The sequence below is a fragment of the Brasilonema sennae CENA114 genome (genome assembly GCF_006968745.1).
GTDB classification, from domain to species: Bacteria; Cyanobacteriota; Cyanobacteriia; order Cyanobacteriales; family Nostocaceae; genus Brasilonema; species Brasilonema sennae.
The window spans coordinates 4,561,664-4,574,575 of record NZ_CP030118.1 but is presented as its reverse complement, the minus strand read 5'-3'; the positions used below and the strand labels follow the sequence as shown (position 1 = coordinate 4,574,575).

10 protein-coding genes are annotated in these 12,912 nt (G+C 45.2%); 5 read left to right on the top strand and 5 right to left on the bottom strand.

Translation table 11 applies throughout. The features are described from left to right. Positions 1–34: 34 nt before the first annotated feature. Together DP114_RS19180 and DP114_RS19175 are read left to right on the top strand one after the other, a co-directional pair. Positions 35–403 (top strand): hypothetical protein, encoded by a 369-nt coding sequence (locus DP114_RS19180; protein WP_169266552.1) that lies wholly within the window; start codon positions 35–37, stop codon positions 401–403. A 237-nt stretch (positions 404–640) separates the two neighbouring features. After that, a complete protein-coding gene (locus tag DP114_RS19175) occupies positions 641–1,042 on the top strand; it encodes a hypothetical protein (protein WP_172195243.1) in 402 nt (133 codons plus the stop codon). On the opposite strand, the gene DP114_RS35800 is transcribed toward DP114_RS19175, so the two are convergent. After that, positions 1,039–1,170 (bottom strand): hypothetical protein, encoded by a 132-nt coding sequence (locus DP114_RS35800; RefSeq protein ID WP_256379272.1) that lies wholly within the window; start codon positions 1,168–1,170, stop codon positions 1,039–1,041. The two genes, DP114_RS19175 and DP114_RS35800, sit on opposite strands and share 4 nt — an antisense overlap. Before the next feature lie 9 nt (positions 1,171–1,179). Between DP114_RS35800 and DP114_RS19170 the strand changes: the two genes are divergently transcribed. Both DP114_RS19170 and DP114_RS19165 read left to right on the top strand, forming a co-directional pair. Then, the gene (locus DP114_RS19170) at positions 1,180–3,429 is read left to right on the top strand and encodes a peptidase domain-containing ABC transporter (RefSeq protein WP_171976876.1); all 2,250 of its coding nucleotides are present in this window, start codon (positions 1,180–1,182) and stop codon (positions 3,427–3,429) included. Then, positions 3,422–4,930 (top strand): putative HlyD family type I secretion protein, encoded by a 1,509-nt coding sequence (locus DP114_RS19165; RefSeq protein WP_171978236.1) that lies wholly within the window; start codon positions 3,422–3,424, stop codon positions 4,928–4,930. Before DP114_RS19170 ends, DP114_RS19165 begins: the two co-directional genes overlap by 8 nt. 12 nt (positions 4,931–4,942) lie before the next feature. Here DP114_RS19165 and DP114_RS19160 read toward each other — a convergent pair whose 3' ends face one another. After that, on the bottom strand, positions 4,943–5,149 hold the full coding sequence (locus tag DP114_RS19160) for a hypothetical protein (RefSeq protein WP_171976875.1): 207 nt from the start codon (positions 5,147–5,149) through the stop codon (positions 4,943–4,945). Between the two features lie 171 nt (positions 5,150–5,320). After that, the gene (locus tag DP114_RS35140) at positions 5,321–7,651 is read right to left on the bottom strand and encodes a TolC family protein (RefSeq protein ID WP_246162586.1); all 2,331 of its coding nucleotides are present in this window, start codon (positions 7,649–7,651) and stop codon (positions 5,321–5,323) included. Between the two features lie 682 nt (positions 7,652–8,333). Between DP114_RS35140 and DP114_RS19150 the strand changes: the two genes are divergently transcribed. Then, complete coding sequence (locus DP114_RS19150; protein ID WP_169266555.1) at positions 8,334–8,642, top strand: hypothetical protein; 309 nt, start codon at positions 8,334–8,336, stop codon at positions 8,640–8,642. Positions 8,643–9,081: 439 nt separating this feature from the next. Here the strand turns inward: DP114_RS19150 and DP114_RS35135 are convergent, their stop codons facing one another. Next, complete coding sequence (locus DP114_RS35135) at positions 9,082–10,113, bottom strand: ABC transporter permease (protein ID WP_246162585.1); 1,032 nt, start codon at positions 10,111–10,113, stop codon at positions 9,082–9,084. 1,632 nt (positions 10,114–11,745) lie between these two features. Continuing rightward, positions 11,746–12,912, bottom strand: a complete 1,167-nt coding sequence (locus DP114_RS19140; RefSeq protein ID WP_171976874.1) for an ABC transporter permease — start codon at positions 12,910–12,912, stop codon at positions 11,746–11,748.

Genomic DNA, 12,912 nt, shown 5'->3' with positions numbered 1-12,912 from the left:
ACTGAACAATTCACACTTAATTAGGAGAAAAAAGATGAAAGACAATCAACATGAACAACTGTTTACCGAATTAACTGCGGCAGAAGCTGCCGTTGTTGAAGGAGGTGGTAGTTTCGAGTCCACTATTAAGTTTGATACCTTCCTCACCACACGAGAGTTCTATGTGCAACCCGGTGGAACAATCAAACTCACTTCCAACACCAAATCGGCTACGAATAACCCAGACTTCGGTGCAATTATTAGAAATGTAAAAACTAATAATTCAAATGGAAAGATAGCCAGTGTTGGTAAAGATACCACTACATGGACTGATATACGGGGAGGCACTTACGTAATCGACTTTAGAGATAAAGAAGACGGTGTATTTGTCACTGGCGACATAAGAGTTGACTACACCTCCTGATGCAGCACTTTGCTAAACGCGGCAAGTCTTGTAACTATTGCCAAACACTCAGGACGCATCTTTGCCATTCGTTTGGTGAAGAAATGTTACAAGAACTAATGGTTTGCATAAAACACAGACGTAATTCACCGAGAAGTAGGTAGCAGATCAAAACAACAAGTTTTGCGTTTGCTTTCCAAAACTATAGTTCCTCAAGGAACGACACAGAACAATTCACACTTAATTAGGAGAAAAAAGATGAAAGACAATCAACATGAACAACTGGTGACCGAATTAACTCCCGAACAAGGAGCTGTCATCGAAGGTGGTGCTTGGCTTTACTTGTATAAAGCCACTGCAATTAAAGCAGGTGCAGACTTCGGTTGGAGTAACGGAGACGACGTATATGCCAGGATAAATGGAGACCAAACCAGTACAACTAACGACGTAGATACTGGTGAAACCGCCAATTTCTTCAAATGGAAGCAATTTAGTGGGACTGCAAGCATTAATCTGTTTGATTCCGACGGCGGTTTGGCTGGTGACGATGACTATCTAGGCGGTTTTACTGTTGGAACCACTCCTACAAACGGTTCCAAAACACTACGCATTAGTGGAAGTGGCTCTATTTATGACGTAACCTACGCGGTCTATGCTTAAAAAGCACTCCTGAAAACTTTGGCATCGTCAATAACTCCAGGGTCAAACTTTTGGTTCTCAGGAGTTAAATATTCAACATTGTCGGGGCTTTCTGCCCCGATTATCTTGCAGATGATCAAAGATTCCATATACAAATTATGAAATACCCAATTATCCAACAACATAGTGAAGAAGACTGTGGAGCCGCCTGCCTAGCCACCATTGCTAAATATTACGGACGCACATTTACCCTCAATCGCGTCCGGGAATGCGTAGGCACAGGTTCTAGGGGAACCTCCCTATTGGGATTAAGCCGGGGTGCAGAAGCCCTCGGATTCAATGCCCGCCAAGTCAAAGCTTCCCCGCAATTGCTCGACTCTTTGCACAAAATTTCGCTGCCCGCCATTATACACTGGAAAGGCTACCACTGGGTCGTTTTATACGGGCAAAAGGGGAAAAAATATGCACTTGCTGATCCAGGTGTTGGCATCCGTTACCTCACCCGCGAGGAGTTAATCAAGGGTTGGGGCAATGGTATCATGCTGTTGTTAGAGCCAGATGACAGCCGCTTTAGCGAGCAACCTGAAGATAAAATTGGTGGCTTTGGACGCTTTATTGCGCGTGTTTTGCCCTATCGCAACATTTTAGCTCAAGCGATCGCCATCAATATCGCCATTGGACTGCTGTCGCTTGTCTCTCCCTTGATGATGCAACTGCTTACGGATGACGTGCTGGTGCGGGGAGATACCCAACTGCTGACGACAGTAGCAATTGGGGTCATTGCTATGAACTTATTTAGAAGTGCCATTGGTTTGGTACAATCTCACCTAATTGGTCACTTTGGCCAGCGGCTGCAATTAGGACTGCTTTTGGAATACGGTCGAAAACTCCTGCACTTGCCCCTAGAGTATTTTGAAGGACGGCGCAGTGGGGAAGTCGTTAGCCGCATTGCCGATGTTCATGCCATCAATGCCTTAGTTTCTCAAATTGTCCTCGGTTTACCCAGCCAATTTTTTATTGCCGTGGTTTCCTTGGGCTTGATGCTGTTCTACAGTTGGGGACTGACTCTGGCTTCCTTAGCCGCCTTTGTCATCGTCACAGGAATCAACCTGCTTTTTCTCCCCGCCTTGCGTCAGAAAACCCGCAACATGATTGTCTTAGGTACAGAAAACCAAGGCTTTCTCGTTGAAACTTTTCGCGGTGTCCAGGTGCTTAAAACTACCCAAGCGACTCCCCAAGCTTGGCAAGAGTATCAGACTAATTTTGGTCGTCTTGCTAACTTGGGCTGGACTACGATGAAGTTGGGGCTTTACAGCAGCACAATCACCGGTATTCTTTCCAATTTCACTAGTATTGCCTTACTTTGGTTAGGTAGCTATTTAGTGATTAATCGCACTTTAACCATCGGTCAGCTGATGGCGTATAGTGGCTTGAGTGGCAACTTTCTCGGCTTTCTGGGTTCAGTCATCGGGTTAGTTGATGAGTTTATCACCGCCCAGATTGTCATCCAACGTTTGACAGAGGTAATTGACGCCACTCCAGAAGACGAAAACGACTTTAAAAAGCCACAGGTAGAAATTCCTGGTGATGCAGATATTACCTGCACTAACCTCAACTTTCACCATGCTGGTAGAGTTGACCTTTTGGAAGATTTTTCCTTAACTATACCAGGTGGTCAAGTGATTGCCCTGATTGGTAAATCTGGCTGTGGCAAAAGTACTCTCGCCAAAATGATTGCTGGTTTATATTCTCCCCAGTCTGGTAATATCCGCTATGGCATCTATAACCAGCAAGACCTCTCCTTGGAATGTCTGCGACAGCAGGTGGTGCTTGTGCCTCAAGAACCGCACTTTTGGAGTCGCTCAATTATTGACAACTTCCGCTTCAGCTATCCCCACATATCTTTTGAACAAATTGTCAGGGCTTGCCAGATTGCAGGTGCAGATGAGTTTATCAGTAAACTGCCCGACAAGTATCAAACCGTTTTAGGAGAATTCGGCGCGAATCTCTCTGGTGGACAACGGCAGAGATTAGCCATAGCAAGAGCGATAGTTACTGAACCGCCTGTACTTATTTTAGATGAATCCACTGGCGCTCTCGACCCGGTGAGTGAAGCGCAAGTGCTAGATAAATTGCTGTACTACCGAACTGGGAAAACCACAATTATGATTAGTCATCGCCCAAAAGTGATCCAGCGAGCTGATTGGATTGTACTGCTCGAACTTGGGCGCGTGAAAATCCAAGGAACTCCCCAAGAACTACGCCATCAAAGAGGCGATCACTTAGATTTCCTAGACGAAGTTGCCCCGTCAACAAATAATTTGGTAAATGGTTTGGTGTTTCCATCCTCCAAATCTGATTCTAACGGCAAATCACCCGCAATTAGCTTTTACAACCATGATGCTTAGCCACTCCAACTCAGATTCTCTTCCCCTAATTGAAGAAAACGGTTTTCTACCACCTATTGGTCGTTGGACGACGGTTGGGGGAATGGTTATGCTTAGTTTTATGGGAATAGCGATCGCTCTTGCTTCTGTTACCCAATACAAAGTTACCATCAAAGCACAGGCTAACTTCCGTCCTGCTGGTGAATTGCGGATTGTTCAAGCTGCAACAGAAGGTCCTGTTATGGGTGTCAGAGTCAAAGAGAATCAAGTTGTCAAAAAAGGAGACATCATTGCCACTATCGACGACTCGAAGCTGCAAACGAAAAAGAGTCAACTGCAAACCAACATCCAGCAGAGCCAGTTACAAATCGTTCAACTGAATGCTCAAATTAGCGCCCTGAATAACCAGATGAGAGCCGATAGCGATCGCGTTAACCGTGTTGTTGCTGCTGCTCGTTCTGAACTACAATACAAAAGCCGAGACTATCAAGACAAGCAAATTACTACCGTTGCGGACGTAGCAGAAGCCGAGGCAAATGTCAAGATAGCTCAGAGAGAATTGCAAAAAGGTGAGGCAGAGTTAAGGACAGCTTCTGCAAATTTAAAGTCAACGCTAGCCGCTTTATCAGCAGCTCGATCAAAGCGGAACCGATATCAAAGTGTAGCAAAAGTTGGAGCTCTTTCTTGGAATCAATTTGAGGAAGCACAACTGGCTGCTGATCAGCAAGAACAAGCAGTGGAGGCGCAAAAAGCAATCATTGAGGCGCAACAACAAACAATTGAGCGTCTACAACAAGCAGTTTCGGCAGCCGTAGCTAGAAAGGAACGCGCTGCTTCTGCCCTGAATCCGAGTCATGCAGAAGTGGCGATCGCCGAGTCGCGGATTGCCCAAGAAAAAGCTTCGGGGGAAGTCAACTTCGCTACATTAGACAAAGAACGTAAAGCCCTCATCCAGCAACAAATTGAAATTCACAAACAACGAGAACGCGACGCCCGCGAACTCCAACAAGTGGAAATCGACCTCAAGCAGACTGCCATTACTGCCACAGCAGGCGGTATTATCTCCAAGCTAAATCTGCGAAATTCTGGTCAAACTGTACGTCCAGGAGAGGAAATCGCGCAAATAGTTCCTAGTGATGCCCCGATAGTGGTTAAGGCAGCGGTAGCACTTGAGGATAAAAGCAAGTTGAAAGAAGGACAAAAAGTACTCGTGCGGGTTTCTGCTTGTCCTTATCCAGATTACGGCACCCTAAAAGGTAAGGTCAAGGCGATCTCTCCAGATGCATTCACTCCTCAAGCAAATGGTGCAACTGCAGGAACGTCCCCCACAGCAGCAAGCCAGAAGGCGGCTGTTGTTGCTTTTTACGAGGTCACAATTGAGCCAGAAAGCCTTGGACTATATAATGGCAAAAAACAGTGTTCCATTCAATTAGGAATGGAGGGCACAGCCGATATTATTTCTAAAGAAGAGACTGTACTGCAATTCTTTTTGAGAAAGGCAAGGCTAATCGCAGACGTGTAATACCGTTTCACTTTAAGGTTGATACAAATGGGCAGCAGGGGAGCCAGTGCGTTGCGGTGAGAAGTTTGAGCGGAGGTTTCCTCCGCTCAAAGCTTCGGAGGGTTCCCCCCGTTGTAGCACCTGGCGTGAGCAGGGGACACCGGAGCTGGGGGAAATAATTCCAGAAAAATCATTTGTATCAAGGATTTCGTGAAATGGTATAAGGTTAGTAATAGACATCTCCGAAAAATCCCAATACCAATCTCTAACTGAGCTTCAAGCTTGCGATTCCTACGGAGAGCTACGCTGAACGCCCATGACAAGCATCAGCCAGTTTCAGAGGATGTTTGTAAAGTATCCATTCCCCTCTGAACGGTTACTGTTACTGTCCCAAAGTACACTGGAAAAAACTCATTTCTTATTGCTCTCAATTGTTACCTGCCAGGTATCTAATGTGGTTCCTACAGTTTTATCAAGGTTCGTCAAAGCGTTGAGATATTCAATAGTTGCATTAAGTTCTGCGTTTCTTGCTTCTACCAAACTATTTTCCAAACTCACAATTTCAAAAACTCCAGATCCTCTGCCTAATCGCTGCTTTTCTCGTTCAATCTCTAGTTGTCGTTCCGAAGACTCCCTCGCTTGTCGGGCAAGTTGCACCTGAGAGAAACTCAAATTAGCATCTCTAATCCTATCTGTTACCTGAATTTCTAAACTTTCACGCTGATCGTTCAAATTGTTTTCCGCTTGCAATTGGTTAACTCGGCTGCGCTGAAACCTCTGTTCCGGTGTGAGATCGCCCAATGTTTTGCTAAAACTTAGTCCGGCTCTCACGTCTGGTGTTGCGTTGTCTCCTGTATTGTCATAGCTGACATTCAAACCCAAGTCCCAGCGTCTGTTATTTTTTGCCTGCAACAGGTCAAGTTTAGCTTTGTCCAGGTTTAGCTGTGCCTGCAAATATTCTGGCTGACTTAAGAGCGCTAATTGCCGAAGTTTGTTCGCGTCTAGAGTCACGGGTGACGCCTTTGGAACTTCTGCAGCCATAATATTAGTGTTTTGATCAATGTCAAGAATCTGAAGTAGAGCTAACTTTGTTGACTCAAGATTATTTTGAGCAGCCACCAAGCTGACTTGTCGATTAGCGATCGCTGTCTGACTTTGGATAATGTCAACCGGTGCCAACCTACCCGCCTCAATCAGAGCTTGGTTTATTTCCAGAAGTTCTTGAGCACTTTTCAGCGAAAGCTGCTCAATTTTTACCCGTTCCTGAGCGCGGAGTAAATTCAGGTATTGTATTATAGCATCCGTAATGGTGTTTGTCAATGTCGATTTTAAACCCAAGACGTTACTCTTTTCAGTAAGTCGAGCCGTCTTAATCGAAGCTGTGTTTACATCGATTCCAGCTCCTCTTAGTAGAGGTTGATTAAAAGTTATCTTTGGCGTTAGAGCGTTAGCTGTCAAGCCAAAACTCAGTTCCCCCCCGGTGGGAATCTTCATTTTTGCCTCAAGACCGACTTCATTAGTCGTTGTTGTGCTTGCACCTGAGCCGGATGATGCCATCGACGTTGACAGGGTAGGTGTAAAGTCAGGAGCAAATTTATCTTCTTCCACTGCCAAGTCTTGTTTTTGAGCTATTCTTTCGAGATATGCGTTTTTTATAGATCTATTGTTTTGCAAAGCCAAGACGACAACATCAGAGAGCTTTAGTGCAACAGGACGTACTTTTGGTAATGGTTTGGGTTGACTCTGTTTCAGACTACTTTGAGTTACTGTATTTGCTTGTTCTACTTTTGAAATTTGGTTCTGATACGAAGTTAGATTCTGTCGTGGTACTTGAGGCGTTTGAGAGAAGACATGGTGAAGCGGCTGTGATGACATGGAGAGGGAGAGACTCGGTGACGCGAGAAAAGACGCACCCGCCCTAAAGTTACTCTGCTTGCGGGGCAACATCGGCTGAGTCTCCTGTTTTGAAGGGAAATTTGGTGGGGTGGGAAGACGTGATGACGCAGAGATATCTCTGTGTCCTCTTTCCTCGTGTCCTTTTGTCTCTTTGCTTTCTAGTCTTTGCGTCCTCGTGTCCTCTTTTCTCGTATCTTCTCGTTCCCAGGTGGAACTTGGGAATGCTTTACCAGAGACAGAATCTTTCATTTCTGGCGTAGGTATCGCCAAAGCCTCTCGTCTGTCATTTTCTGGTTCTTTGTGTGAACGAGAGGTTGAGGGTGATGTAAAGGCGACTTGCGATTCCACGGAGTGCAGCGCTTCAGAGGGCGATCGCGTAGCGTCATTTAACTTCCAACTTTTAACAAGCAGTTGGTTGTTTTGGCTCTGAGGTTGGGAATGAGTTATGGGTGTGTTCGCGTTTACCGTTGGCATTTTTGAAGCGTAGTGTGTCGGTTTTTCGCTCTGAGTTTGCTGTGGGCGTTTCCACTCTGTAGGAGTTTCCGAAGGGTTTTTCAAAGGTAAGACAATCGCCTCACCCTTGCTAAGTTGCTGATTGTCTTTGCTTTGGTGTTTGATGTTTTCACCAGCCACAGGTTGAACGATTAACCGTTTGACAGCTGGCTCAACGCTGACTGCTGGTTGAAGTATCTTTTGGGATTTCAAAATTGGGGTGAGAATACGAGCTGTACCCACAATTACAGTTGAAACAACGACCACATTAAGTAACAAGAAGTTAACGGTTCGGAGAAATTGATGCTCGCGTTGGTTTTGACGTTGAGAGTCTTGGTTAGATGGCTTCTGCATGATGACTTGAATTTAGTAAATTGCTCTGCTTAGCCTGACTCTTTGGGATTGAGATTGATTTGGGACACCACCAGGACAAAGCCATTAGCTTTGAAATGAACGGTCAGGTCTTTAGACACCACCGCCACTGTTAGATTGGCGATGTTAGATTTGGGAGTTGCATCAGGCAGTCATTGAGTTTAGTAAAACTCATTGCTGCTGTCTGAATTATTGCCTTGATTTTACTTTACACTGCTCATCTTACTTTCTGTGTAAGTTTCAAAAAACAAAAGTGCTTTAGTTTTGAGCGGAAAAGATGATTTTATTAATCATTAGCTTTCTTAAAAGCCAGAAGCACTCTAGATATTAATATTTAGCACACTTCTCATCTTGATTCTTTAAAAACTTAACAAAATGAAAACATAAATCCTGTAGTTATGTTTTATAAACAAGCTGCCTCCCCTTGATTTTCTAAATTTCATCGGATAAAAATTGGATTAAGTAGATTAGGCGTTGACAAGTTAGTTCTACTTGATAAAAGTAGGTGAATAAAAACTAAAAATCAACCGAAAATTCTGCTAATCAAACATCCAATTTTTTGTCAGATTTTGAATTAACTTTCAAATTGAAATTACTGCACCAACAAAATTAGGATGCAGATTGTTTTCATTCTCTCAATGTGTAAATCCCAAAGGAGATAAATATGTACGCCAAGCTCATCAAAGATAATTTCGTGAAATTAACTAGTATGGCTGCTATCGGTACAGCCGCAGCATCTCTTTCGCTTGTTAGCACTATCCCACCATCATTTGCTGCTCCTGCGCCAAGCTGCATCAGGGTAATAAGTCAATCGTCAAGGAGTATAACTGTGAGAAACGATTGTGGAAACCAGCAGCGGGTGAAGCTCATCATTGCCTGGGGACCGGACTCAGGATGCAACGTTCTCAACCGTGGCCAGCAACGTACCTTTACATGGACGTTAGGTAGATTTGATAGACTGGATAGATGCTGATTTTATTTCTCCTATACAGGACAATTTAAGGTCACATCTCATTTGTCAATAAGTAATGTTACTTAAAAATTCCTCTGAGCGCGTAGTGGAGAACTGACAATTTGGGAGCTTTGCGTAATATTTACGCACATCGTTCTATCTTGCTGTTAAAAGTCATAGCCAAGGTTAGTTTGATACCTGCACTCCGATTGAATATTCTGGACAATTATTTATTGACAAACGCAACGCTATCTAAACCAGCCACGGATGCCCGCTTCCAGTACCTACAGCGCCATCCCTCCGGCGGTCCGCTTGATCACCAAGCTTCGGTGTGCAGCTGGTTACAGCGGCATACCTGCTTGGTAGCGCTCTAAAAAGCTATCTCAAATAAGTGTAGGACTGCCCCCAATAGCTTGCCACTTGGGGGCTTATTAATTGACTGCGATGCTTGCGACAAACACTATGTGCTACGCAAAGCTGTAACAGGATTTAGGTGGCTAGCTCGTAGAGCCGGGAGAAAACCAGCGCCCACCCCCACCAACAGCGCTGAACCTAAGGACAAAGCGGCTGTACTGCTTTCAAATTGATAGGGCAAATCAAAAGTACCGGCAACCACCAAAGTTAACCCATGCACCGAGGCGATCGCCACAGTTCCCCCCAATAAGCTCAAAAGCGCCGCTTCGAGAATGAACTGGAACATGATGTCCTGCTTTGTTGCCGTTGGTGGGGTGGGAAGACGTGATGACGCAGAGATATCCCTGTATCCTCTTTCCTCGTGTCCTTTTGTCTCTTTGCTTTCTAGTCTTTGCATCCTCGTGTCCTCTTTTCTCGTATCTTCTCGTTCCCAGGTGGAACTTGGGAATGCTTTACGAGAGACAGAGTCTTTCATTTCTGGCGTAGATATAGCCAAAGCCTCTCGTCTGTCATTTCCTAGTTCTTTCTGTAAACGAGAGGTTGAGGAGTGTGATGTAAAGGCGACTTGCGATTGGGCGGAGTGCAGCGTTTGGGAGGGCGATCGCATAGCGTCATTTAACTTCCAACTTTTAACAAGCAGTTGGTTGTTTTGGCTCTGAGGTTGGGAATGAGTTATGGGTGTATTCGCGTTTACCGTTGGCATTCTTGAAGCGTAATGTGTCGGTTTTTCGCTCTGAGTTTGCTGTAGGCGTTTCCACTCTGTAGGAGTTTCCAAAGGGTTTTTCAAGGGTAAGACAATCGTCTCACCCTTGCTGAGTTGTTCATTGCCTTTGCTTTGAATGTGTTTGATGTTTTCACCAGCCGTAGGTTGAACGATTGGCGGTTTAACTGCTGTTTCAACGCTAGCAGCAGGTTTGAGTATCTTTTGGGACTTAAAAATTAGGGCGAGAATACAAGCCATACCCAAAGTTACAGTTACAACAACGACCACCTTAAGTAACAAGAAGCTGACGGGTCGTCTAGATAGATGCTCGCCTTGGTTTTGACGTTGAGAGTCTTGGTTAGGTGGCTTCTCCATAATGATTTGAATTTCTGAGTAAATTGCACTGCTTCGCCTGAGTCTTTAGGACTGAAATTAATTTTCGACACCGATTGGACAAAGCTATTCGCTTTAAATTGAACAGTTTAAATTGAATGGTCAAGTCTTCGCCACCGCCACTGTTAGGTTGGTGATGTCAAACTAGGGAATTGGATCGGGTAGTAGTTCAGTTAAGTAAAAACCATTGACGCTGACAGAATTTGTGTCCTGATTTTACTTTAGACTGCACACCTTACCTTTTGTATAAGGATCTGAAACAAAAGTGCTTTAGTTTTGAGCGAAAAAATTATAAATTACTGGGTTAATGTCTACAGGACTTACTCAACCAACTGGACAGGCTGAACGCTTGGTACCGTTTCTAATGACATGTCAGCTTAAAGGTTAAGACGGAATTGAGAACTTGGGTTCTATTGCCAAAATGAAACTTACGAATTTCTATTTACTTCTGGCTCCAAAGTCTAAATAATTATATGTGGCTCAAAACAATTTCACATTAATTTGGTGAACGCTCGCAAGTGTGGCTTTTTAGACAATGATGCTGTGACATTGTGCCAAACTCCATCTGCGATCAGAGACATAGCTCAGTTTCAAATTGCAAAATTCAGAGTAGTGAGAGCACCTCAATGGATTTTGTTTTACCATTTTTTACATATGATTTTTCAAAAAAAAACATAAATGCTTGACTTATGCGTAATCAATGAGTTTAAAACCCTTGAATTTGTAAATTAAATCTCAGAGTATTGAAGAAGAAATAGGCAATCTATAAGCCAGCGAATCAAACACAAATCCTGGATAAGTACGATGGCCTTGACAACAACAAATTTCAATTAATTGAAATAGAGGTCAAATGGTTGACCTACATAATCACAATCAAAATAAGGAGAAAAGAAATGTCTCTCGCACGAATTGGCCGCTTAATCTTGACGACGGGTGCAGTCACTGCGGTGGTGGCGGGCATGGGTACTCTGGCCCACGCCCAGAGCTGGGCGTATTGGACGGCTGCGGAGGGCTCCGACTACGCCGGCGTCCGCATCGACAGGAAATACATCGGTGCCTGCGACCTGGAACAAGATGGAAACGGCGTTTACGCTGAGTACAACGTCAGCGGCAGCTCAAGCACCTTCAGGATCGGGGACGGGAACGGGTCGCAGGCTGGGTGCGGCGTCGCCACACCCAGCCGCAGCATCACCAGGTTCCGTGTCTGCGAAGACGATACAGGTTCAGACACCTGCAGCCCATGGGAACCTGTTCCGTGACTGGCGTAACCGCCTGAATTAGCCTCATAAATAACCTCTTACGACACACTTTCACAAGGCATGGTGAAGCTCCGCCGTAAGCACCCTCTTACGGGGAGGACGAATTTTCCAATGTCAGTCTGTTAAGAGGTCTACGCACATCAGGTTCAGGAGTGGCCCCCTGTTATGCAGGGGGTCACTCCGTGTTGACGACCGTCCGTAGCTGCACCGGGCGTTGGGCCTGCTCCGACACTGACTTTTCACGGCAAGTCCTAAAACCCCTTGACAACTGGCTCACAACCTTAACTTGTGACCAATGGCCCCCAATAGCTTGCTATTGGGGGCTTATTAATTTACCGTGATGTTGTAACAAATACTATGTGCTACGTAAAGCTGTAACAGGATTTAGCTGGCTAGCTCGTAGAGCCGGGAGAAAACCAGCGCCCACCCCCACCAATAGCGCTGAACCTAAGGACAAAGCGGCTGTACTGCTTTCAAATTGGTAGGGTAAATCAAAAGTATCGGCAACCACCAACGTTAACCCATGCACTGTAATCAGCGCCACAGTTCCCCCTAACAAGCTCAAAACCGCCGCTTCAAGAATGAACTGCAACATGATGTCCTGCTTTGTTGCCCCAATCGCCAGCTTCAGACCAATTTCAGAAGTACGCTCTGCTACAGTGGCGATAGTAATATTAGCAATGCCAACACCACCCACCAATAAAGAGATGACTCCCACTGCTGCCAGTGCCATTGAAACGGATTCAAGGGTTTTCTGTTGCTCCAGGATGTCTTCCACATTGTTAGCAACATAAAATTTTTGACTTGGAAAGCGCTGCTCCAACAGTTTTTTTGCCTGGTCTTCCAAGTTCTTCAGGTCTTCGAGTTTGCGGGGACGCATCCAAATAGTTCCAATATCGCGACTACCCATTAAAGCGTTGTAAACTGAAATCGGCACTAGTAGCTGACCCTCAGGTGCTTCGTTGTTACCGGAATTAGTCTTTACCACCCCCACAACGATATAGGGTCGGCGATTAGCATAAATGCGCTTACCCGTTGGCTTTTGACCTTTGAAAAGTTTATCCGCCAGAAATTGATCAATGACCACCACAGGTCGATAGCTGGCAGAATCTGCTCTTGTGAAGAACCGTCCCTTCACTAATTGCTTAGCCGATGTGAGCAAGAAGTTTTGGGAAACACCCAACATCAAAGAATTCTTCGCCTCCTGATCTTGAAATACGGTTTGAGAAGAAGTTGGGGAACTGGACGCACTGATTGCTTGTAAGCCCAAGAGCCGTTTTTGCAAGAATTTCATGTCTTCTAGCCGAAGAAATCGCGACTCTGGGTATACTACGACCTGAGGGGCATCTCGCTCTGCCATTTGACGGGCAATCACTGCCCGACTGATGCTGCCGACCTGAAGCGTCGCTGTCACCGCAGCTACACCCATGAAAACGCCTAGGGTGGTTAGGGTAGAACGCAAGGGATTGCCGCTTAAAGAGCGGGAAGTCAGAGCTAGTAGGTCGAAAGGTGTGAGACTCAT